Source organism: Desulfopila aestuarii DSM 18488, assembly GCF_900143695.1.
GTDB lineage: Bacteria > Desulfobacterota > Desulfobulbia > Desulfobulbales > Desulfocapsaceae > Desulfopila > Desulfopila aestuarii.
The window spans coordinates 184,197-206,358 of record NZ_FRFE01000001.1 but is presented as its reverse complement, the minus strand read 5'-3'; the positions used below and the strand labels follow the sequence as shown (position 1 = coordinate 206,358).

At 48.9% G+C, this 22,162-nt stretch carries 19 protein-coding genes; 7 read left to right on the top strand and 12 right to left on the bottom strand.

The features are described from left to right. Positions 1-184: 184 nt before the first annotated feature. The 5 genes from BUF15_RS00830 to BUF15_RS00810 form a co-directional block, all read right to left on the bottom strand. On the bottom strand, positions 185-1,609 hold the full coding sequence (locus BUF15_RS00830) for an L-fucose/L-arabinose isomerase family protein (RefSeq protein ID WP_073611541.1): 1,425 nt from the start codon (positions 1,607-1,609) through the stop codon (positions 185-187). Between the two features lie 16 nt (positions 1,610-1,625). Continuing rightward, entirely contained in the window at positions 1,626-2,702 is a 1,077-nt protein-coding gene (locus BUF15_RS00825) for an ABC transporter permease (protein WP_407642587.1), read from the bottom strand. A gap of 7 nt (positions 2,703-2,709) precedes the next feature. Next, the gene (locus tag BUF15_RS00820) at positions 2,710-4,254 is read right to left on the bottom strand and encodes a sugar ABC transporter ATP-binding protein (protein WP_073611540.1); all 1,545 of its coding nucleotides are present in this window, start codon (positions 4,252-4,254) and stop codon (positions 2,710-2,712) included. Positions 4,255-4,262: 8 nt separating this feature from the next. Then, positions 4,263-4,943, bottom strand: a complete 681-nt coding sequence (locus tag BUF15_RS00815) for a DUF2291 family protein (RefSeq protein ID WP_073611539.1) — start codon at positions 4,941-4,943, stop codon at positions 4,263-4,265. Between the two features lie 117 nt (positions 4,944-5,060). Further along, the gene (locus tag BUF15_RS00810) at positions 5,061-5,933 is read right to left on the bottom strand and encodes a D-ribose ABC transporter substrate-binding protein (RefSeq protein ID WP_407642590.1); all 873 of its coding nucleotides are present in this window, start codon (positions 5,931-5,933) and stop codon (positions 5,061-5,063) included. Between the two features lie 319 nt (positions 5,934-6,252). Here BUF15_RS00810 and BUF15_RS00805 point away from each other — a divergent pair, with 319 nt between their 5' ends. The 3 genes from BUF15_RS00805 to BUF15_RS00795 are packed head-to-tail and all read left to right on the top strand — an operon-like array spanning position 6,253 to position 9,532. Then, a complete protein-coding gene (locus BUF15_RS00805) occupies positions 6,253-7,080 on the top strand; it encodes a transketolase (protein WP_073611537.1) in 828 nt (275 codons plus the stop codon). After that, complete coding sequence (locus tag BUF15_RS00800; RefSeq protein WP_073611536.1) at positions 7,074-8,021, top strand: transketolase family protein; 948 nt, start codon at positions 7,074-7,076, stop codon at positions 8,019-8,021. Before BUF15_RS00805 ends, BUF15_RS00800 begins: the two co-directional genes overlap by 7 nt. Before the next feature lie 20 nt (positions 8,022-8,041). Next, entirely contained in the window at positions 8,042-9,532 is a 1,491-nt protein-coding gene (locus BUF15_RS00795) for an FGGY family carbohydrate kinase (protein WP_073611535.1), read from the top strand. An 88-nt stretch (positions 9,533-9,620) separates the two neighbouring features. Here the strand turns inward: BUF15_RS00795 and BUF15_RS00790 are convergent, their stop codons facing one another. The 3 genes from BUF15_RS00790 to BUF15_RS00780 all read right to left on the bottom strand — a co-directional run bounded on the left by BUF15_RS00790 (position 9,621) and on the right by BUF15_RS00780 (position 11,913). Next, a complete protein-coding gene (locus BUF15_RS00790; protein WP_073611534.1) occupies positions 9,621-10,124 on the bottom strand; it encodes a response regulator in 504 nt (167 codons plus the stop codon). 321 nt (positions 10,125-10,445) lie between these two features. Then, positions 10,446-11,054 (bottom strand): LysE family translocator, encoded by a 609-nt coding sequence (locus tag BUF15_RS00785; RefSeq protein WP_073611533.1) that lies wholly within the window; start codon positions 11,052-11,054, stop codon positions 10,446-10,448. A gap of 49 nt (positions 11,055-11,103) precedes the next feature. After that, the gene (locus BUF15_RS00780; protein WP_073611532.1) at positions 11,104-11,913 is read right to left on the bottom strand and encodes an AraC family transcriptional regulator; all 810 of its coding nucleotides are present in this window, start codon (positions 11,911-11,913) and stop codon (positions 11,104-11,106) included. 284 nt (positions 11,914-12,197) lie between these two features. Here BUF15_RS00780 and BUF15_RS00775 point away from each other — a divergent pair, with 284 nt between their 5' ends. The 3 genes from BUF15_RS00775 (at position 12,198) to BUF15_RS00765 (ending at position 15,978) form a co-directional block, all read left to right on the top strand. After that, positions 12,198-12,890, top strand: coding sequence for a PEP-CTERM sorting domain-containing protein (locus tag BUF15_RS00775; RefSeq protein ID WP_073611531.1), 693 nt, complete (start codon positions 12,198-12,200; stop codon positions 12,888-12,890). A 258-nt stretch (positions 12,891-13,148) separates the two neighbouring features. Beyond that, positions 13,149-14,672: a sensor histidine kinase gene (locus BUF15_RS00770; protein WP_073611530.1), complete on the top strand. Its 1,524-nt coding sequence runs from the start codon at positions 13,149-13,151 to the stop codon at positions 14,670-14,672. Then, complete coding sequence (locus tag BUF15_RS00765) at positions 14,650-15,978, top strand: sigma-54-dependent transcriptional regulator (protein ID WP_073611529.1); 1,329 nt, start codon at positions 14,650-14,652, stop codon at positions 15,976-15,978. Before BUF15_RS00770 ends, BUF15_RS00765 begins: the two co-directional genes overlap by 23 nt. Before the next feature lie 109 nt (positions 15,979-16,087). Here BUF15_RS00765 and BUF15_RS00760 read toward each other — a convergent pair whose 3' ends face one another. The 4 genes from BUF15_RS00760 to ilvY all read right to left on the bottom strand — a co-directional run bounded on the left by BUF15_RS00760 (position 16,088) and on the right by ilvY (position 20,044). Next, positions 16,088-16,468 carry a hypothetical protein gene (locus tag BUF15_RS00760; protein ID WP_073611528.1) on the bottom strand — a complete coding sequence of 127 codons (381 nt, stop codon included), beginning with the start codon at positions 16,466-16,468 and terminating at the stop codon, positions 16,088-16,090. Between the two features lie 313 nt (positions 16,469-16,781). After that, positions 16,782-18,200 (bottom strand): Trk system potassium transporter TrkA, encoded by a 1,419-nt coding sequence (gene trkA, locus BUF15_RS00755; RefSeq protein WP_073611527.1) that lies wholly within the window; start codon positions 18,198-18,200, stop codon positions 16,782-16,784. Between the two features lie 183 nt (positions 18,201-18,383). Then, positions 18,384-19,127 (bottom strand): 5'/3'-nucleotidase SurE, encoded by a 744-nt coding sequence (gene surE, locus BUF15_RS00750; protein ID WP_073611526.1) that lies wholly within the window; start codon positions 19,125-19,127, stop codon positions 18,384-18,386. 17 nt (positions 19,128-19,144) lie between these two features. Then, on the bottom strand, positions 19,145-20,044 hold the full coding sequence (ilvY, locus tag BUF15_RS00745) for an HTH-type transcriptional activator IlvY (protein ID WP_073611525.1): 900 nt from the start codon (positions 20,042-20,044) through the stop codon (positions 19,145-19,147). 286 nt (positions 20,045-20,330) lie between these two features. Between ilvY and ilvC the strand changes: the two genes are divergently transcribed. After that, positions 20,331-21,803: a ketol-acid reductoisomerase gene (ilvC, locus tag BUF15_RS00740; RefSeq protein WP_073611524.1), complete on the top strand. Its 1,473-nt coding sequence runs from the start codon at positions 20,331-20,333 to the stop codon at positions 21,801-21,803. The last annotated feature ends 359 nt before the right edge of the window (positions 21,804-22,162 follow it).

Sequence of the window (22,162 nt, the reverse complement as noted above, 5' to 3'; positions counted from 1 at the left end):
CGATAAAAAAATCCTTGTTTTTGTTGAAAGACAGATTCAGATTGAGTTCTTTTTGCGAATTGACCTTGGCCGCAAGTCCCCCACAATACACCTTTTTATCTGCAATGCAAACTGTTCAAAGCTTTCACGCCGCTTATCTTGATCGAAGAAAATTCGTTCAGTTTCAAAACAAAATAATAGGTTATCACCGGTTATGGAACAGGTCCCATCCCAAATATTTCCCAATTGACTCTTCGAGAATATCAGCGACCTGGCCTCTGACCATAGCGACATGGTGCTCAAAACCGTTCTGACAGATATGGGCGAGCAGCTTACGTAACTCGGGAACCTTGCAGACCGCGATCCCGCCATCCATATTGAATGGATCATCGGTGAATTTTCCCTGGCCGAGATAGGATTTGATTTTCCCCCTCGGGTCATCGGTGGAAATCCTGAAATAGGTCATGGGCCCTGAGGCAACATGACCTTTCACTGCCCCAAAACAGTTTTCACGACCGAGGGTTTCGCCCAGAATATCGAGATCGGCAATTTCAGGGGTTATCCCCATGAATCCCTTTGGAAAATTACTACAATGCGTGTTGACGCATTTGTTTTCTTCTGAGCCATAATTATTATTCCAATCAAGAAAACCTGGCGGATTCCCGGATGCAAGCAGGAGAGCATACATGGAGACGGCCCCGGTGACATCTACTTCACAGGCACTTGGCATTGAGTTTTCTCCCATCATGCTCATGGTGAGGCATGATGCGCAGCCGTAGTTGTCCTGCATGGATGTCCAGCATTGGATAGCGCTTGCGACACATTCGTTACGTGCCATCCAGTCATTAACTGCTACGGAAAATTTCGTCTGCCGCAGTATCTGCTCTGATGGGATTCTGGCAGGAATATTGCCATACGCTTTTATTTCTGCGAGTTTTTCTTTGACCAGTTGGGCGTCATCGTCATATTTTGCTGCTGCTGCAAAAATTTCCGACAAGTCCACAGGGACAACGGTGATCCCATGAGCCTGAAGAATCTTTTCGCTATAGCGCACCGTTTGGAAAGCCGCTGGTCGGGCACCAATGGCACCTATTCTGGCGCACGAAAGCCCTTTTACAGTTCTGCATATAGCTGCAAATCGTTTGAGGTCATTCTGGAATTCAGGGCTTTTGATATCGCAGGTGTGCAGTGTTGTGTCCGTGATAGGGATTCCATACTGATACAGATTATTACACACAGATATTTTGCCGCAGAAAGCATCTCTTCTTGAAAAGACATCAACCTTATCCACATCATCATTGCAGGCCTGAACCATCACCGGCACACCAAGTTTAGCCAGATCCAGTGTCTGAACAATTCCAAGCTCGTCCCCAAAGTTGGGCAGGATGACAAGAACGCCGTCAATGCGTTCGGCATTTTCGCGGAAAAGTCTGGCATACAGTCTGGCATGCTCGATTGTTTCAACCGCACCATGGGGAGTTGCGTCCTCCGGTGCGATAACATAATCAATCGAAAGAGCGTCAAGTGATGCCAACAGTTCTTTTCTTGCAGATCCGCACAGAATGGGATTGAAGAAACCACGAGTACCGACAATTACACCCAAACAGCTCTTCTTATCTATAATTTTCATGACAATGTGTCTCCGTTTAATCTTCCGCCAAGGCTACTCTGCTTTGTAAATCTCTCTGGAACTGGTCAACTACAACTGCTGCCACGATAACTATGCCTTTAATTACCATCTGCCAGAATGTACTAACCCCCATCATAACCATGCCGTCTCCGAGAACACCGATAACCAGGGCCCCGATAATAGTACCGCCGATGGTCCCGCGACCGCCGGCAAGCGACGTTCCACCCAGAACTGCGGCAGCAATTGCGGTAAGCTCGAATGTCTCACCGGAGGCCGGGTGCGATGCCACCAGCTGTGAAGCAATGATCAAGCCAGCTATCGCTGCACAAAATCCAGCGAACATATAGACAAACATTTTTACCCTGTTCACTCGAACGCCAGAGAGCAAGGCAGCTCTCTCATTGCCACCTACCGAGTAAATATGACGGCCGAGTGGAGTACATTTGGCGAGGTAGGCTGCCGCAAGCCCGAGAACAACAAGGATGCAGATACTTAAAGGAATGCCAAGGATGGTTCCCGATCCAAGCCAGGGGAAACCGGTATTGCCAAGCTTTTCACTGCCAACGAGATTCGGAAATGTTTTCCCATCGGACAGAAGCAAAGCAGCACCCCTTGCAATATACAACAGGCCCAGGGTTGCAATAAATGGTGCTACTTTAAACCTGGTTATCAGAAAACCGTTCAGTGCTCCACATGCTATTCCGACTGCCAGGGTGATAAGAATGACCATGGGAAGGTGAAAATAGATGGTCACATTCATAAACGGTATATGCAAGCCGTTATAGATGAGACCACCTGCAACCATTCCGGCAAGACCAACAATGGACCCTACAGAAAGGTCAATTCCGCCTGTTATTATGACAAATGTCATACCGATAGCAAGAAATGCATAAATGGCGACATGTTTCACCATAATAAGCATGTTTGCCATCGACAGGAAATTGGGCGCCATTATGCTGAAATAGACGACTACCAGAAAGAGAGCAATAAAGGTCCGCAGCTTCAGGAGCAGCATGCCAAGCTGGAGGTTATTGCTTTTAACACTCCCTGCAGTTCCAGATACGGTGTTGATGTTCACGGTGAATCTCCTCAATCGAAAATTAATGCAGTGAGTGCTCTGTAACTTTATGTCCACTGGCCGATGCAGCAACAATCATTTCTTCGGTTGCCTCTTCCCGCAGGTATTCACCGGTAATTTTCCCTTTGCTCATAACCATGATGCGATCAGAAATTGCCATGATCTCCTTGAGTTCGGAGGTGACAAATATAATACCGAGGCCACGAGCGGCCAGCTTATTCATGATCCCGAACACATCACCCTTTGCACCTACGTCAATGCCCCGGGTTGGCTCATCCATAAGGAGCACTTTCGGTTCGGTCAACAATGCCTTGCCAATAACGACTTTTTGCTGGTTGCCACCGGAAAGTGAGCTGATAAGTACCTGGGGGCTGGCAACCTTGATTGAGAGATCGCTGATCATTGTGTGGACAGCTTTTTTGAGCTTATCGTTTTGGATGTGAATCCATTTGCGAAATTTCCGTATACTTGACAACGTCATGTTGTTACTGACGTCTAAAACCTGAACGAGCCCCTCACGCTGCCGATCTTCAGGGATAAGGGCAAGTCCGGCCCTGATATGATCATCCACGGTACCGATGGTGATATCTTTCCCTTCAATCAACACGTTCCCCTTCACCTCTTTCTGCAACCCCATTAAACACTCGAACAATTCTGAGCGGCCAGCCCCCATAAGTCCGTAAATACCGAGAATTTCCCCCCTGCAAAGCGTGAAATTCAGATGATCTACGGTGAAACCGCCACTCACTCTGGCAAGGCGAAGATTTTCAACCCGTAGCACCTCTTCTCCGGTAGATGTACTTGCATGCTTGATTTCACGATCGTTATCATCGCCAACCATATTTGCGATGATCCAGGGGACATCGATATCTTTCATCGGCGCCTCCTGCATGAGATTTCCATCACGCAGAACCGTAATATAATCTCCTATCTTGACCAGCTCTTCCAGGCGATGAGAAATATATACGATTGAAACACCGTGCTTCTTCAGGTCTCCGATCACGCGGAAAAGGACATCCACCTCCGCAGCTGAAAGAGCCGAGGTTGGCTCGTCCATGATAAGAATACGAGTATCCAGGGCGAGTGCCTTGGCGATCTCAACCATCTGCTGCTGGCCAATACGCAGATCAGCAACCTGGGCAGTGGCATCAATATCTGCTTCAAGCCGGTCCAGTAGCTTTTGGGCATGTTCAACTTGAGTTTTGTGGTCGATATGAATGCCAGCAGTTGCTATCTCTCTCGCAACAAAAATGTTCTCTGCAACATTCATATTCGGAAACAGGTTCAGCTCCTGATGAATCATTCCAATTCCGTAAGAGGCAGCATCATGGAATGACTGAATGCGAACATCTTCACCTTCAAGCTGCAGCACCCCTTTGGTCGGCACCTCGACACCGGCAAGAATTTTCGTGAGCGTGGATTTTCCAGCACCATTTTCACCGACCAGCACATTCACTTTGCCCCGGTACACATTGAAATCGACGCCGTTCAAGGCAACAGTTCCGGGGTAAAGCTTTGTGATATCTCGAGCTTTCAGTATAATATTTCCGTTCTCGTTTTCGCTCATGACACGCCCTACTCAACTTCAAGGGAGACTGGTGTGACACGTACCAGATCAGAATCCTGCAATTGGGTAAATGCCCCGGTAAATGAGACTTTTTTGCCCATCAGGTTATCTCGATCCAGAGTGCTGGTAACCTCTTTACCCACAATTTTATTCAGAGCATTTGACAGCTGGGCAAACTCAAGCTGATTGGTGAAATCCGTAAACGAGATAAAATCGAGGGAATCCCTGATCGAACTGCCCTTGAAAACAGGGCCGATCTGCAGCACCAGGTCTGAAGTTCCATCGCATGGAATCAAATCAACATCAATAGTTGAAGCTCTGGATTGAGTGTTAACGGCCACCACGTTGCCGCTTCCTTTGACCCTGAAATTCCAGGGGCTTCCTTCAGCTTTTTCACGATAGCCGAACTCATTTCCTGCGGCCTGCTGGTCCTTATGCCAAACCGGGAGAAGAGTCTCTAAAGGCAGGCTTTTTTCTTTGAAAAATGGAACGACCCTCTTCCCCCATATATTCTCAGCATATTCGTCTGCCTTGAAAGTGCCGCTGGCAAAATAAATATCTATTTTTCCATCATTTTCTTCCGACTTCTCCTCATCAGGGACTATCGTGCAGGATGAAATGGCGAAAATACAGATAAAAAGAACTATCTGAGCGATGAAGCGATCACCCGACCTATTAATGCTCTTCATAATATCCTTCAGCTAAAGAGGGCGATGTTAGTGGGTTTAGGCAAGCAGGTATGAGTCAGCGAACAATTGGTATAAGCTACTGTTCGCTGACTCATTTAAGGTACCCTGAAGAGGGTTTTACTTGAGTGCGAAGGTTTCAAGCTTACTGGCGTTTTCACTGTTGATAAGAACACAATCCATCAGCTGCTTCTCAGGAAGTCCTGTTGAACCTGTTTTCAAATACTTATCAGCCTGCTCTACAGCCATCTCAGCAATTCTGTATGCGGGCTGAAGAACGGTCGCTTTAATATCTCCGGCAAGAATTGAATCACGCACATCATTGGATCCGTCAAAGCCAACAACAATCACATCGCCTTTTCCGGCAGCTTTAAGTGCTGCCATCGCACCCATTGCCATGGTGTCGTTGCCACAGATAACACCTTGAATGTCCGGGTTTGCCTGGATTATTGATTCCATCTTCTCGTAGGCTTCGGTTTGGCTCCAGTTTGCGCTTTGACGAGCTACCATTTTCAAATCAGGATACTGATCGATAACATCGTGATATCCCTGAGAACGAATGCCGGCATTGGTATCAGACTCTTTGCCGACCAATTCAACAAAATTCCCCTTCTCTCCCATGAGCTTGACGAATTCTTCACCACCGAGCTTGGCACCCTGATAGTTATTGGAAACAATCTGGGCGATAGCTACATCAGTTTTGTTGATTTCCCTGTCAATCAGAAAGGTGGGGATGCCAGCCTTCTTTGCTCTTTCGATAGGTGCTATCGAGGCGTCTGCACCTGCGTTATCAAGAATTATCGCCTTCGCCCCACGGGCAATGGCTGTATCGAACAGCTCGCTTTGCTTATTGGCATCGTCATCATGGACCAACAACAGTGCTTCATAGCCAAGCTCCTTTGCCTTGGCTTCCGCACCGACTGCTTCAGACTTGAAAAATGGGTTGTCGGGGGATGGCGTGATGGCCACGATTAGCCCTCCGGCATAGACCATTGAAGCAGTTAAGAAACAACAAAATGTTACACCAGCAGCTAGCATTTTTTTCATGTTCCTTCTCCTTGTTTTTGATTTTTTACGAATGAAACAATAAAAGAAAAATTACACAAATCCATGCAAAAGTCAACAGCCTGTTAGACCAATTTCCACAAAAGGGCAACAAATAAGCATTAAAGCCTAATATCAATATCTTACTTGCAACCATAACGCTTGAGCGAGTCAACAGCAACAGGACTTGCTATTTTTTTCGTATTGATGTAAAAGCAAAATTATCGAAAGCTATCAATTTACGAAACATACATAAAAGGAGAAGGTGATGAACAATCCTTTTGAGTTTAATACTGAAGAAATATTACATGAAGTTAAAGAGATACGTAAAAACGTATTAAAGATGAACCATGGCGCAGGACAGGGTCACACCGGTGCAGACCTCTCTGAAGCCGACATCCTCGCTTCGTTATATTTTCGACTGCTAAGATACACAAAAGAAAATCCGCGAGATCCCCAAAGAGACCGTTTCATTCTCAGCAAAGGTCATGGCGTGGGAGGCTTCTATTGCACCCTGATGCAGGCCGGTCTTCTGGATAAAAATTTGCTCGGAACATATCTTGAGTTTGATTCGAAACTTCCTGGACATCCGGTACGGCAAAAAAATGATTTTGTTGAAGTGAATACCGGTGCCCTTGGCCACGGCCTGCCGATCGGCGTAGGGATGGCAATAGCTGCCAAAAAACAAAACCTTGATTATAAGGTCTACGTGCTGACCGGTGATGGAGAGTTACAGGAAGGGTCTAACTGGGAGGCGGCAATGACTGCATCCCATTACAAACTCGACAATCTGATCTGGATAATTGACAGAAATAATCTTCAGCTTGCAGATTTTACAGAAAACATAGTTGCTCTGGAGCCACTTGGTCAAAAACTCGAGGCATTTGGCATGGAATATCTAGAAATTAATGGTAACGATCCGGGAGCGATTATCAGCACCATTGAATCGCTGGCGCCAAATGGCAAACCAAAAGCAATACTTGCCAGAACCACCAAAGGTTGCGGTGTCTCCTTCATTGAAAACCAGCCAAGCTGGCATCACAAGGTTCCCACTGATGAAGAATTGTCACGAGCAATGGAGGAATTGTCATGTTAGGTAATTCCGTAGCACAAGATCTCAGGGACGTCATGGTTGACAGTCTTACATCATTGACTCGTCAAGGTCTGAACATTGCGGTGCTGGTGAGTGACTCGACCTCTACTGCTAAAATCGCCCCGTTCAAGCAGGAGTTTCCGGATAGATTGATCAATGTGGGTATTGCTGAACAAAGCCTTATCGGCACTGCAGCCGGCATGGCTCTTGGTGGTTTTGTTGCTGTAACAGCCAATGCAGCGCCATTCCTTGTTCACCGTGCCAATGAACAGGTGAAAAACGACGTTTGTTATTCGAATAGCAACGTCAAACTCATGGGACTTAATGCCGGCGTATGTTACGGTCCTCTTGCCAGCACCCATCATGCAATAGATGATGTGTCGATCATGAGAGGGTTTGGCAATATTTTAATCTTTACCCCCTCTGACGGCATTGAAGCCAGGCAGGTTTTTGCCTATGCTTTAAATTATGTCGGGCCTGTCTATATTCGAATGGACAGCGCAAAATTGCCAAACATTCATGATGAAGGTTATATTTTCCGTCCCGGCCAACCTGACATATTGCGACTCGGGAACGATATAACAATTATTGCCATGGGCTCCACGGCACATGAAGCAGTTGCAGCGGGCAAACTCCTTCAAGAAGATGGGATCAGTGCTGATATCATCAGCCTTCCATCTATCCGGCCACTTGAACCAAGTAAAATTGTTGAGTCTCTTTGCAAAACATCGCTTGCGATAACAGTTGAGGAGCACAGCCAGCACGGTGGAATTGGCAGCCTTGTCTCTGAGATTATCGCAGAACATGGGATTCAATGCCGCCTTAAGCGCCTTGGTTTTCCCGAAGGGAAATTTGCAGTATCCGGACCACGCGATGAGATGCGTAAGCACATTGGCATCGACGCTGCAAGTGTTGCCAGAACTGCAAAGGAAATGATCAAATAAAGGGAGCAAACGAAAGCCGCATGAGTGGACTCATTCTGACCATCGACCAAGGAACCAGCGGGACCAAGACCGTCCTCTTTGATAAGAAAGCTCAAATCATCGCCAGGGGGAATGTGGAATCTCTATCACTCTTTCCTCAACCAGGCTTTGTTGAGCAGGATCCTGTTCAACTGTATGAGAACACACTTGCTTCCGTTAATCTCTGCATCGCCGAGGCGAAACACAGCAACCCGGAAGTATTAAACCAAATTGATGCAATCGGTATATCAAATCAGCGGGAAACGTTTTTGCTCTGGGATAAGAAGGGAACCCCCTTATGCAATGCTATTATTTGGCAATGCAAACGCTCGATTCCAGTTTGCGAAAGGCTGAAAGGGACCGAGGTCGAAGATGAGATCAAGAAACGCACCGGCCTCCTTCTGGACCCATACTTCTCCGGAGCAAAACTTGCCTGGATGATCGAACACTCTCCCAGGGTGAAAGAAGCTGTCACCAGTGGGGAAGCTTTTTTTGGCACCATCGACACCTGGCTTCTTTTCAAACTGACCGCAGGTCAATCATATTTGACTGATTTCACCAATGCAGCACGAACGCTCCTCTTCAACATCCACACCCTTGATTGGGATGAAGTACTTATTAAGGCGTTTGGCGCTGAAGGAATACGCACCCCCAAGGCTGTGCCTTCTTCGTATAGTTTTGGTTCATCTGATTTTGGCGGTATTTTCCCGAAACCAATCCCAATTACCGGGATGATAGGCGATTCTCATGCCGCAGCATTTGGTGAGGGGTGTTTTCAACCGGGTCAGGCCAAAGCAACCCTTGGCACCGGCTCATCCATACTCTGCAACATAGGCTCGTCTCCGTCCACCTCAGCTCACGGCATGGTCACAACTATTTGCTGGAGCATGGAGAATAGGCTTGATTACGCCCTGGAAGGAATCATCGTAACCTGCGGAGCAACCATCAAATGGCTGAGGGATCAGTTGGGACTTCTCTCCTCAAGCGCTGAGACTGAAGCCATTGCACGCAGTTTGGATGACAACGGAGGGGTCTATCTCATCCCGGCATTTAGCGGAATGGGTGCACCGCATTGGAAAATGGATGCCCGTGCATCAATTGTCGGACTCACTTTTGGCGCTGACAAAAACCACATAATCCGGGCAGCTCTTGAATCTGTCGCCTATCAGGTAAAAGATGTTATCTCTTCCATGGAAAAAGACAGCGGTATCATCTTGTCTGAACTGAAAGTCGATGGAGGGATGTCCAGTAACCGCTGGCTCATGCAAATGATTGCGGACTTACTCGGTGTAAAGGTGGTCACAATTGGAATCGAAGAAGTTTCAGCACTGGGAGCAGCGTATATGGCTGGGCTAGAAATCGGCATCTTCAAAGATATTGAAAAGCTTACATCACTTCACGACACTATCGACAGTTTTAATCCAAATCCCGAAGCGGCTGAGATAGTAGCGAGTTACAACACATGGAGATCCATGATAAATAAACACTGCTAAAAATTCAGTGGTAATCTCTGGGTGGGGGGAGAAAAGAGCTATTCCGTTTCGCTTGAGAATGACGTGGCCTAAAACTGGGGATTGCGAATTACTGAGACTTTCCAGAAACCTTCTCAAGAATTATCTCAAGCAATCTTCCGTCAATGGGTTTGGGAAGGTAGACGTCCATGCCCGCTTTCAGAAAGACATCCTTGTCACCCGGCCTCGCGAATGCTGTCATGGCGATAATAGAAAGCCCATTACGATGACTGTACTTTTCACTTGAGCGCAGAATCCGTGACAACTCAACCCCGTCTATCTGTGGCATCTTGATGTCAGTAAGCAAGACATCGAAGGATTCGTTGTCTTGCAAAATCGTGAGGACTTCCTGACCGTTTTTGGCAGATCGGACTTCGTGGCCAAGTTTTGCAAGTACTCTGGAGAGAAATAGCCTGCTGATAGGTTCATCTTCGGCTATGAGAATGGAGAGGGAGCGGCGAGGTGGTTCTTCGCTACGGGTACTGACAGTTTTACCACTGGCTGTGCCAGGAGAATTTTTCTGAACACCGTGGGACGGCGATACAGTGTTCGATACTATGCAACTCTCTGTCATGACTGCTCCCTCAACATGGACGAACGGAAGATTCTCCTGTCAGCGTAGGATCTGATACTGACAGTGAGGCATGGCATGTCTTTCTATTGCGCTAGGTTGCGAGGTTAACACACCTGTTCGCATCAGCGGTAAAGTGGGGTGATTTCATTTGCTCAACGGTAGATGATGAAATGCTATGGAAACATGACAAGTTTACCGGAACCCACCCCTAAGATATCGTAATTGCCTATCTGAAGAACGGTGTTCAAACAACCCCAATATCCTACCATGCAGCAGGGGTGAGTTGCAATCCCTATTTATCAAAAGGAGTTGCGGTGATCTTTAGTTCAATAGCAAGGTCATACCTAAAAAGGCAAACACTGTGCCTGATGCCTTTTCCAGATAGAAGATCTTGGTACGCAAAATGGAAATGAACCTTGTCCGTTGCACCAGCAGTACAAGTAAACAATCCCAGCACAGTACCACTGAGGTCATCCACAATCCATAAAGGCATCGGGTTATAAAACCGGTTTCGGCTGAGACCATGGCGGTGAAAAGTGAAAGGTAGAAGATCATGTTTTTCGGATTGAGAATACCTGAGAGAAAGCCAAGGATGAACTGGCGGCCGAGATGCTGTTGCCCCAATGGATGACTGCCTGCCTGGTTGGCCGGTTGTTGACGGGGGGCTCTCAACAGGAGAATACCAAGATAAATCAGATAACAGGACCCACCGTAACGAAGGAGCGCAACAAGCCAGTCCCAGCTGCTGATTGCTTCAAGACCTAAAACAGCCAGGAGCAGGTAAACACCGTTTGCTACAGCGATACCAACGCAGATGGCAATACCGTAACGAAGCGGCAATCTGAGAGCGGCCTGGAGGATGAGAAAAAAATCTGGACCGGGACTCAAGAGGGCAAGAAAATGTGCAGTGGCAATACATATGAATTCCATATCAATCTCCTTTTTGTATGGGAGAATGATAGGAACTTTTCAAAAGAGTTTATTGTATGAAATTGACGCGGTATTCCTGTGGGGTGACGGTCGTCATGGCCTTGAAATGCCGATGCAGGTGGCTTTGATCGAAAAAGCCGCATTCAAGAGCCGTATCAGTGATGTCCTTTCCTTCACTCAGATATTTTCTGGCCAGGTTGATTCGGCAGTTCATCCGGTATGCGTGAGGAGTTATGCCGGTTTCTGCCTTAAATTTTCTGAGCAAGGTGTAAGGGTTTGCGTTAAGTGAAGCTGCAAGAGAGTTGAGAGTGAGGTCTTTATGAAGGTCTTCCTGTAACATTCGTTTCAGCAAGTCGATATCGCCGGATATCTGTTCTGTTGCATTCTGCGGGCTGCAACCCAAAAGAAAAACTGCACTGGCCAGCTCGACAAGGATTTGCTCCTTTTCCTGCAGATGGATGTCAGGCGCGAACAGTTGTTCTGCAGTCGAACAGTACTGTTGATAGAGAGCAGAATCGTCAATCCGGATAGCCGCAAACGGGATGAAATGATCGACCTCCCAGAGCGATTTCTGCACCGTCAGACACCAGTCAATATCGAGATAGAGCATGTAATAGCTGCGTTCAGCAGAGTTGAGGGTATTGCAGGAATGGAGCGCCTCCGGGTTTATCAAAGCCAGTGCTCCGGGGATGAGGGTGGCGATGTCGTTGCCGACCGTGTACTGCACCTGTCCTTGATCAACGGCTCCGATGCTGACTGTAGAGTGCATATGCGGTTTGAAAAGTGATTGGCTACTTTTCGAATACCGGCACTCAACAAAAGGCAGGGCCGGATCTATGAGGAATGTGTCACTCTTCATGCATCAAAGTTTGAGGTTGCTGAAAATATATTTAATAAATCCAAATAAATGGAGATTCGATATCCATTTGGTTGAGTTATCTTCATAACGCTGTTATCAGATTACACCACCTGATGTAGAAGTTGCAAAGCCGATTCTGCAATGACTACTCAACTTGACTATTTCTATTAGATAATAGGAATCATTAATGAAAATTGTTAACTGTGATGTACTATAAAACGAAAGTTCATCAGGAGCAGAATATATCGAGCAGATGTTTGAAATTTAGGGGGTTTGGGGGTTCTATGAAAAATATACATATGCAAGTTGCATTGTTGGTAGCCGCATTTTTGTTGCCATTTAATTATGCTAATGCGCTGCCAGTAACAGGACAGACAGTTAAGCTTTTTGATGGTCCTGGTACCACAGGTGGCGGGGCTTTCAGGATCGAGGTCACTGAATCAGGGATTGACTATACAGGTTTTTGTCTTGAGAGAAATGAGTATATCTCTCTGAGTGATACCTCGCCTCATCCATATAAGATTACCGGGGTTGATGATTTTGCCGCAAATGGTGGAGTTGGTGGGGCGGAAGATTTTAAGGATGTTGTCAGTAAAAAAACCAAATGGCTCTATGCTAATTACATGTTTGGGAATATCTGGTCGAATATAAACGGCGCTGAGAATTGGGCGGCCAATACAAAAGCAAACGCGGTTCAGAATACCATCTGGTATCTGGAAGATGAATGGACTGATGGAGAGTGGGTCGACCTGAAGGTTAGCAAGGATGCTTCTCATGCTCTGTATAGCTTGGTTTTGAGACAAACAGATTATAGCTTCAATGGCGTAGTGAAGGTGCTGAACCTGGTTGATGCAAATGGCATCTTGAGACAGAGCCAGCTTATCGGCGAACCCGTCCCGGAGCCGGAAACCATGATGTTGCTGGGTGCAGGACTTGTCGGCCTTGCCAGTATTTCACGAAGAGGGCGAAAAAAATAGTATCACCCGTGAGGGGATGTTAACGGGCTGCTTCAGATCATCTGGAGCAGCCCTTTTTTTTTAAAGTCTACGCACTCACTGGCAAGGCCCTTCAGATCCCGCATCTGATGATCCACTTGCTGAAAATGAGGCGAAAGGATAGGATAAAGCAGAGTACAATACTTTCATCCTATCGTTGTTTGAAAGAACAGCCTCTCTCTTTTAGAGCCGTGCCCGGCTTTCTTCTCCTTGAGACATTCTTTTTTGCGGAAACTGTCTATGACCGCTTTCGGAGCCGATTGGCGATCTATCAGAACCAAAATCTTCACTATAAGCCTGTTGCCGGTCATGGCACTCATTCTGGTGGCAGTGATAAATTATCGGCATTTAAGTGATCTTGGGCAGAGCGCTGAGCAGATTATGGCCCGGAATTACAGGTCGATAAAAGCTGCTCAGGAGGCTGCGAATATTCTTGAAACCAACCGAAATATTTTGCTTTCCCAGTTTTTCGGTGAAGGTAATCCGAATCAAACAACACATAGCAGCCGGGATCTTGGCCGGGCACTTGAAACGTGCCGTTTGCATATTGCCGAGCGTGGTGAAAAGCGGCTGGTAGAGGATCTCTGGTACCAATATCAAAAATATAATGAGATTATAGCGCGCTATGACACTGATGATCTTCCAAGTTATGTCGGAGAGTTCACCTCTCTTACATCGGAAATGGTCATCAGGCTCAATGATTTGGTGGAACTGAATGAACGAGGGATGGAATTGGCAGAACAGCAGACCCGCCAGCTGGCAAAGCGGGCCCAGAGACAATCCCTTGTTATTCTCCTGTTGGCAATCGGGCTGATTCTCCTGCTCAGTTTTCTGCTCTCTGGCCGGATTGCGCGACCCATCAGAAACCTCACAGACCAGCTCGTTGCAAACCATAAGAGAGGGGGGCGATACCCTTTTTTGCCGGTGCGAGGTGAAGATGAAATAGGGCTTATGACGGCAGAATTTAATCGACTTTTCGAGAGTTTGTCCCGTTATGACCAGCATAATGCAGCCATTCTGGCAGTGGAAAAAGATAAGGTTCGTCAGGCTGAGGAGGCGCGGACCAGATTCATTGCCGATCTCTCCCATCAGCTGAAAACACCGATGACGTCGCTTACCATGAGTGTAAATTTGCTCCATGACCGGCGGGATCGTCTGACCGGTGAACAGATTTCCATGCTGCTCGATACAGCAACAGATGACTGTGAACGAATGGCAAAGCTACTGAACGAACTCGTTGATATCGCAAGACTGGAGGCAATGGTCCGACCGGCGGTTCGGGAGCCGATCATGGTTACTGAGTTGATACATACAAGTCTGAGGCCGCTGGTCAAGCAGGCTGAGGAGAAAGGTGTGAGCCTGGTGCTGGAGATAGAGCCCGATTTGCCGGTCATAACTCTTGATACCACCCGTTTTCCCTGGATTCTTACCAACCTGGTGGGAAATGGTCTACGTTATACTGATTCGGGCGGTGTCATCACTATCGCTGTTACCCGGCAGTCTGGCAGCTTTGTTTTTGTCTGCCGGGATAACGGTTGCGGCATCGACCCGGACCATCTTCCCCATATCTTCGAACGATACAGCCAGTTTGCCGAAAGAGAGAAGATGGGGACTATCGGTCTTGGTTTAGCCATAGTAAAGGAAATTATTGAACAGCACGGCGGCGGTATTCAGGCAGAGAGTTTGCCTGGTCAGGGCACTGTTTTTACCTTCTGGATTCCCGAGCATAAGGATAGCAGCAATGCAGAAAGCATTATTGATTGATGACGACAGAAATATCGCCCAGACGCTCAGCATCTATCTTGCGGAGAAAGGATTCACGGTTTTGCAGGCCGGCACCGGCAGTGAAGGGCTCGCCACCTTTAAGCAGGAGAAGCCCGATCTGGTGCTACTCGATCTGCATCTTCCAGACGTGGGCGGAATGGAGGTTCTTGAGAAAATGATTGCCAGCGGGCTCTCCGTGCAGATAGTGGTGATTACCGCATACGCCACGGTGGAGACTGCTGTGAGCGCCATTCGGATGGGGGCCGCTGATTACCTGCCAAAGCCATTTGTTCCTGGGCAGCTTGACCTGCTGCTGGAAAAAATAGGGCGTATCAGGGTATTGAAAAAAGAAGTCGCGAGACTCAAAGGAATTTTCAGAGAAGGAGAACTGCTTACCCGTAGTCCACGAATGCGACACGTGCTTGAAACTGCGAAAAAGGCGGCAAAAGCCAGCGCTATTGTTCTGATAAGCGGTGAGAGTGGTACAGGTAAAGGGTTGCTGGCTAGGCTCATCCACCAGTGGAGCAATCGGGGTAACAAACCATTTATCACTGTCGACTGTGCCGGCTTGCAGGAGAATCTCTTGGAGAGCGATTTGTTCGGTCACGTGAAGGGTGCCTTTACCGGGGCGATGCGGGACAAGATTGGAAAGATGAGCATGGCGGACAGGGGGACCTTGTTTCTGGACGAGGTTTCAGAACTCCCCACCGTTGTTCAGGGAAAATTGCTTCGTTTCCTTCAGTACCAGGAATTTGAGCGATTGGGCGATCCCAGGACGCTAAATGTGGATGTCCGGGTAATTGCTGCTACCAATAAAGATCTGGAGGAATTGGTTCGGGATGGAATTTTCAGAAAGGACCTCTATTTCCGGCTGCGTGTGATCGAAATTTTCCTTCCTCCCCTGCGGGAGCGGGTGGAAGACATTCCACTTCTGCTGGAAGATTACCTCCGGCGTTTCTGTCTGGCCAATTCAATACCACCGAAAGATATCGATGAGACCGATATGCAGCTGCTGCAGCGTTACCCTTGGCCGGGGAATGTCCGCGAACTGCAACATGCTGTGGAGCGGGCGGCAGTGCTGTCAAGTAACAGCCGTCTGGAACTGAGAGATTTTCCACCTTACATTGCCGAATACCGGCATCCAGCCAAGGATGAAGAACGGTGTCTTATCAGCCTGGCTGAAATGGAGAAGCGTTATATTCAGGAGGTTATGCTACATTGCGGCTCGCTTGAGGGAGCAGCGGCAATTCTCGGTATAAATGCCACGACATTATGGCGTAAACGAAAGCAGTATCATTTGGACTGAACGTCAATATTGTGATCCCAAAAAGAAATGCATGGTCGTGCAAAATGCACGACCATGCATTTCAAAAGGATCGGACGGTTCTGTTGTCGAGACGGTGGGGTGAACTCGATCAGGCTGCTGTCATGCCCATTTTGCCACCTTGCGGGGTGGTAAAGCGATCATTGCGCGAAGAAGGACCATTCTGTTCATAAGCTGCGACACGTTTGCTGATACGTAGCATCTTCACAAATATTATAGAGGCCGCGATGATCGACAAGGCGATAAGAAGGTCAATTACCTTGAGGTCGCTTCTGTGAACGATGACATATTCGCCAATGAGCATAGGTCCGATGGCCAGGCAGCCGACAATAACGGGAACTATGAAGTTTGCCATGATAGCTTCGCAGGCCCATTTAGGTTGCCGCGGATTACGTGTCCCGAGATAGCAGATAGCAATGCTGACAATGCCCATTGCAATGCATACTGCGCCAACCAACAATCGTGTATCCATGAACTACTCCTTCTCACCAGATTCATTTGCTTGCCGGGTTGGACCTGTCCAGAGCCAGTTCCCGACGTCCCCACCGGCTGACCACCTGCGTGCTCATTTCCGGTATTTACAGCTGTGGCAAAGCAAGCGTCATGCCTGTTGGGTAAATATTGGTTATGAGAGTGAATATAGTGTGTTGGAGGCAATAGCGAGGGAATTCGTACGATTTTTCGTGCAAAATGCACGAAAAATCTCTGGATTGCATCATGCATTTTGCACGATGATACCGGGTGTTAATCTCCGATAGAAGGTCGACAAAGTTCTGCGTGTGCTTTTAACCCTGAAACAGTTTGCGGACGTCTTTCAGATAGAGGGAGGGGCAGATGACAATGACCCGTTCATTCTCTTTTATCTGGGTGTCGCCGACGGCAATGTTCCAGCCGTCTTCCCTTAAAACCGAACCGATGATCAGTTTGTCGAGGTAGAACGGATCGAGTTTTGAGAGCGGCCGGCGGGTAATCTGCGATTTGGGTGCGGCGATGAGTTCCACCACCTCGGCGTCAAAGCCATGCAGGTGGGCAACGGAGAAAAGTTCGTTTCGGCGAATGAATTTTAGAATTTCATTGCCAGCCATCACCTTCTTATTAAGGGCGATGTTGGAACCAGTGGTCTGGGCCAGCACCAGATAGTCCTCCTTGGTGACAAGCGAAATGGTTCTGGCCTCGGCGACATACCCTTTTGCCTGTCCCTTCGGCTGGCTTTTTCGCATCAGGTTTTTGGCCAGCAGGCAACTCATGATGTTGGTTTCGTTTTCGCCGGTGGTGGCGATAAAGGTGTCCATGCTGAGCAGGCCAGCAGCGGTGAGGACATCGGCGTCGGAACCGTCACCACAGAGCACCTCGGTGTTGGCAAGATTGTAGGAGAGTTCTTCGGCCCGGACCTCGTCATTTTCAATGAGGGTGACTTTCACCGATTTCTGCAACAGTTCGGCGACTCGCATTCCCACCATACCGCCACCGAGGATCATTGTTTTCTGCTGACGGTGAAGCCGGATGTCGGTGATCTCCATGAGCCTTGGCAGATGCCGGTTTGCGGCCATGATAAAGATCTGGTCGTTAGGGAAAAGTTCCTGCTGGCCGCTGGGGATTATGGTGCTGATCCCGCGGGCTATGGCCACAACCCTGAAGGGGAACTCGTTGAATTCGCGGGCGATGTCTTTCAGCTGTTTGTTGGCAAAAGGGGATTGATCGGTGATTTCGGTCGCGAGTAACTGGATCTGACCGTCGGCGATGTCGATAATCTCGTTACCGGCGTTTAGCTTGATGAGCCGGACAATCTCCTGGGCGGCAAGTTCTTCCGGATTGATGAGCAGGTCAAGTTTCAGGTCGCGGGCGGTGAGGATGGAATCTTCATTGCCGAACTGTCTCGAGCGAATCCTGGCGATTTTCCTCGTGATTCCAAATCTATCACCGATAATCGAAGCCATCATGTTAACGGCATCGTTGTTGGTGGCCGCGATCAAATAGTTCATCTTGCCGGCATCGGCTTCTTTCCAGCAGTCGATATCGAGGGCACTGCCTTTAATCAATCTGGCATCGATCTGGCCGTCGGCGCGGGAAAGCACTTTGGCGTCGGGCTCGATGATGGTGATGGCATACTCTTCGTGGGCCAGGCGCTTGGCGAGATAATAGCCGACCCCGCCGAGGCCGAGGATGAGGATATTCTCCTGGGGAGTGCTTCGTTGTCCGAACATGTTGACGTCCTGTCCGCCTACCCGGTGCGGTGACAACCACCACTACAAGGCTGGGCAACCGGATACCGGTGAAGGCGGGGGAAATAATGAGAATGTGAGGTTGTGCCTATTCTTGCCGGTTCATACCTGATCCCATGTGGCTTGTCAATGTTGGCAGGTAGCACTGAGCGGTGGCCGGAGAGGTCATTCCAGAGACCAGTTCTTCCTGATATGACTGATGCCGGAGTGGTTGGTGAGATCGAGTTGAATGGGTGTGACTGAGACATAGCCGTCATGGACCGCCTTGACATCGGTATCTTCACTCGAGTCTTTGACCGGAGTGCCGCCGCCGATCCAGTAGCGTTTGCGGCCCCAGGGATCTTCTGTTTCCTGGATCGCATTTTCCCATAGCCGCCGCCCCTGGCGGGTGATGCGGATGCCCTGGTGCTTGGATCCTGTCGGAACATTCATATTGATAAGGGTATTGTGCGGCAGAACTGTATCGAGAATCTTGGCGGCCATCTTGCGTGAGAGCTCGCCGGCCAGGGTGTAATCGAAGGGGGGCTCCCCTGCCAGTGAGACCGCCATGGAAGGAACAGAGTACATGGTGCCTTCCATAGCAGCGGAGACCGTGCCGGAATAGGAGATGTCATCGCCAAGGTTCGGACCGGCGTTAATGCCGGAAACCAAGAGGTCCGGCCGCCCTTCGAGAATCCGGCCAAGCGCCAGCACGACGCAGTCGGTGGGGGTGCCGTCAACGGTATAGGTGTCCTCGCCGATTCTGCGAACCTGTAGAGGTCTGGTCATGGTCAGGGAGTGGGAAACGGCTGAGTTGTCCCGGTCCGGGGCCACCACGACTATCCGGCCAAGCGGCTGAAGACTGCGTCGCAGAACCTGTAAGCCTTCGGCGTGAATGCCATCATCGTTGGTTACCAATATAATTGACATAGTTTTCCTCTTGCTGCTTATCGAGTACCTTCGTGATCAAAGGCCTCGCTGATAGCGATATCCCAGAACGCTTCAATAACCGGATTACATCTGTTTTTTGTGGCAGTACACACGCCGACTGAAAAAGACTCGAGCCGAGGCACGACATCAAGTATGCGTACCTGTTCTCGAAGTACACTCTGTTCAAGCACCAGCTGGGGGACAACTCCTACACCGCACCCCATACCGACCATGGCGATAATAGCCTCGTTGCCGGCTACCTGGGAAGAGATATTGGGGGTGATATGTTTTTCCCTCAACCAGCGATCAACCCGGTCGCGGCTGAGGCCGCGTTCGGGGACAATGAGCGGTGTGTGTTGCCAATCGATCGCACCATCGTTGTAAACCAGGGTCTGCTGGTGATTGCCGGGAGCGATGAAGATGAGCGGGGTCTGGATCAGTTCGATAAAATCGAGACCGTCCGGCTGCTGGTCGGGGAGAGCGGCAACCGAGATATCCGCTTCTCCATTATACAATTTAAAGAGCGCTTTGGCGGCGTCCCCGGTTTGCAGGTGTAGGACCACTTCTGGATGCGCTTCGCGAAATTTTCGAAAAATGGTTGGAAGAATTGAGAGGATTGCCGTGACCGAACAGTAGAGTGAGAGTTCTCCGCGTAGTACATTATCGCGGGAGAGCCTGTTCTGCAGCTCGCTCCAGCGGTGAATGGCCTCTTCGGCATATTCTCGGAACAGCTGGCCCGCCGGGGTGAGGCGGACCGAACGTTTATCGCGATGGAAAAGCTGACGGCCCAGCTCGTTTTCCAGCCGCTGCATGGAGCGGGTAAGGCCCGATGGCGTGATATTGCAGGCCTGGCTGGTCCGGCCGAAATGCAGGGTCCCGGCGAGATGCCGAAAGAGCTTGAGCTCACGTATGTTCATGAAGCGACACCCTGTTGTGGGGTTCATACCTGGTATGGCAGTAATTGCAAAATCTGCAATACTGTATCACGGACAAATCACTTGACGCAATAGACGTTTCCCAATATATGATAAGCTCGCAGAAAATCGCAAAACCTGCAGTACCATCCTGGTAATTTTAGGGAACAATACTGGATGCAGGTTTGTGACTTTTTTTGTTTACGCGTAATTCAGAAACACGTTTTCAAAGTCGGCAGTAAGGCAGACAACATGGCCGACCAACATACACACATCAGGGAGAATTGACATGGGCCAGAATTATTTCAACACCCTGCCGCTTCGTCGGCAGCTTGAAGAGCTTTCACAGTGCCGTTTTATGGACCCGTCGGAGTTTGACGGCGTTGAGTACCTCAAAGGTAAAAAAGTGGTTATCGTCGGCTGCGGTGCCCAGGGGTTGAACCAGGGTCTCAACCTGCGTGACAGTGGTTTAAATGTTGCCTATGCTCTGCGCAAAGAAGCGATCGATGAGAAGCGTCAATCCTGGAAAAATGCCACCGACAATGATTTCACCGTCGGCTCCTACGAGGAGATGATCCCCACTGCTGATCTTGTTATCAACCTGACCCCTGACAAGCAGCACACCAATGTGGTTTCCGCAGTTATGCCGCTCATGAAAAAAGGTGCCTGTCTCTCTTACTCTCATGGTTTCAATATCGTTGAGGAAGGCATGAAAATCCGGGAAGACCTGACTGTTGTTATGGTGGCTCCCAAGGCTCCTGGAACCGAGGTGCGTGAAGAATACAAGCGCGGCTTTGGTGTTCCGACCCTGATCGCGGTACATGGCGAGAATGATCCCAATGGTGAAGGTTGGGATATCGCTAAGGCCTACTGCTGTGCCACCGGCGGTGATCGGGCCGGTGTTTTGCAGTCCTCTTTTATTGCCGAAGTGAAGTCCGACCTGATGGGCGAGCAGACTATCCTCTGCGGTATGCTGCAGGCCGGTTCTCTCTTGCTTTTTGACAAGATGGTCGAGAAGGGAATGGATGCGGGGTATGCCTCCAAGTTGGTGCAGTATGGCTGGGAAGTGACCACAGAGGCGCTGAAGCATGGCGGTATCACCAACATGATGGACCGGCTCTCCAATCCGGCAAAGATCATGGCTTTCCAGCTCTCTGAGGAACTGAAAGAGATTCTGCGGCCGCTGTTTGAAAAACACATGGACGATATCATGTCCGGTCATTTCTCATCCACAATGATGAAAGACTGGGCCAATGACGATGCCGATCTGCTCAACTGGCGGAAAGAGTCCCGTGAGTCAGCATTCGAGAAAACCGCGAATGCTGATGTCGAGATCTCCGAGCAGGAGTATTTTGACAAGGGCATCCTGATGATCGCCATGGTCAAGGCCGGGGTCGAGTTGGCTTTTGATACGATGGTATCTGCCGGTATCAAAGAGGAGTCGGCCTATTATGAGTCTCTGCATGAGACACCGCTTATCGCGAATACCATCGCCCGGAAGAAGCTGTATGAGATGAACGTCGTTATCTCCGATACCGCGGAGTACGGCAACTATCTCTTTGCCCATGCCGCAAAACCGATGCTGGCTGATTTTATGAAGACCATTGACCTCGATGTGGTCGGCAAAGGTTTGGAGTTAACAGATAACGGCGTGGACAATGTAGAGCTGATCCAGGTGAACGAAGCTATCCGCTACACCGCGGTTGAAATAATCGGTGAGGAACTCCGATCGCATATGGGAGCCATGAAACCGATCTATTGATTGGAGGCAGTTTAGTTAAAAGTAGTAGTATTTACAGGCCCTCGCCGGTATTTTCCGGTGAGGGCCTTGTTTTTTCTGCCATATACTTTTGATTTTTTTTTCATAAAAAACAACCGGCATCTCTAAAATGTATGCTCTTTGGTAAGAAGAGGTTGTTACTCTGATCACAAATAAAGCGAGAGGGAATAGTCTCTTACAAAATATGCTTGTCAGGCGTGGTTTGCTGAGCGGTCATCTGCCCGATAACAGAATCTGACTGGATGATTGGGGGGATGTTAGACAAGATTATTGTGATGAGCTGTTTCCCTCTCTCTTTGCTTCTCCCGGCCGGGGAAACAATTTCAGTGTCAGCCGGACGC

What these genes read in the sequence shown, in the direction of transcription:
- BUF15_RS00780 (WP_073611532.1), bottom strand. Translation starts at nt 11,913, where the DNA reads ATGAAGAGTGACACATTCCTCATAGATCCGGCCCTGCCTTTTGTTGAG.
- BUF15_RS00805 (WP_073611537.1), top strand. Translation starts at nt 6,253, where the DNA reads ATGAACAATCCTTTTGAGTTTAATACTGAAGAAATATTACATGAAGTT.
- BUF15_RS00790 (WP_073611534.1), bottom strand. Translation starts at nt 10,124, where the DNA reads ATGACAGAGAGTTGCATAGTATCGAACACTGTATCGCCGTCCCACGGT.
- BUF15_RS00795 (WP_073611535.1), top strand. Translation starts at nt 8,042, where the DNA reads ATGAGTGGACTCATTCTGACCATCGACCAAGGAACCAGCGGGACCAAG.
- BUF15_RS00815 (WP_073611539.1), bottom strand. Translation starts at nt 4,943, where the DNA reads ATGAAGAGCATTAATAGGTCGGGTGATCGCTTCATCGCTCAGATAGTT.
- BUF15_RS00775 (WP_073611531.1), top strand. Translation starts at nt 12,198, where the DNA reads ATGAAAAATATACATATGCAAGTTGCATTGTTGGTAGCCGCATTTTTG.
- ilvC (WP_073611524.1), top strand. Translation starts at nt 20,331, where the DNA reads ATGGGCCAGAATTATTTCAACACCCTGCCGCTTCGTCGGCAGCTTGAA.
- BUF15_RS00760 (WP_073611528.1), bottom strand. Translation starts at nt 16,468, where the DNA reads ATGGATACACGATTGTTGGTTGGCGCAGTATGCATTGCAATGGGCATT.
- BUF15_RS00810 (WP_407642590.1), bottom strand. Translation starts at nt 5,933, where the DNA reads ATGGTCTATGCCGGAGGGCTAATCGTGGCCATCACGCCATCCCCCGAC.
- BUF15_RS00800 (WP_073611536.1), top strand. Translation starts at nt 7,074, where the DNA reads ATGTTAGGTAATTCCGTAGCACAAGATCTCAGGGACGTCATGGTTGAC.
- BUF15_RS00820 (WP_073611540.1), bottom strand. Translation starts at nt 4,254, where the DNA reads ATGAGCGAAAACGAGAACGGAAATATTATACTGAAAGCTCGAGATATC.
- BUF15_RS00785 (WP_073611533.1), bottom strand. Translation starts at nt 11,054, where the DNA reads ATGGAATTCATATGTATTGCCACTGCACATTTTCTTGCCCTCTTGAGT.
- BUF15_RS00765 (WP_073611529.1), top strand. Translation starts at nt 14,650, where the DNA reads ATGCAGAAAGCATTATTGATTGATGACGACAGAAATATCGCCCAGACG.
- surE (WP_073611526.1), bottom strand. Translation starts at nt 19,127, where the DNA reads ATGTCAATTATATTGGTAACCAACGATGATGGCATTCACGCCGAAGGC.
- trkA (WP_073611527.1), bottom strand. Translation starts at nt 18,200, where the DNA reads ATGTTCGGACAACGAAGCACTCCCCAGGAGAATATCCTCATCCTCGGC.
- BUF15_RS00830 (WP_073611541.1), bottom strand. Translation starts at nt 1,609, where the DNA reads ATGAAAATTATAGATAAGAAGAGCTGTTTGGGTGTAATTGTCGGTACT.
- ilvY (WP_073611525.1), bottom strand. Translation starts at nt 20,044, where the DNA reads ATGAACATACGTGAGCTCAAGCTCTTTCGGCATCTCGCCGGGACCCTG.
- BUF15_RS00770 (WP_073611530.1), top strand. Translation starts at nt 13,149, where the DNA reads ATGACCGCTTTCGGAGCCGATTGGCGATCTATCAGAACCAAAATCTTC.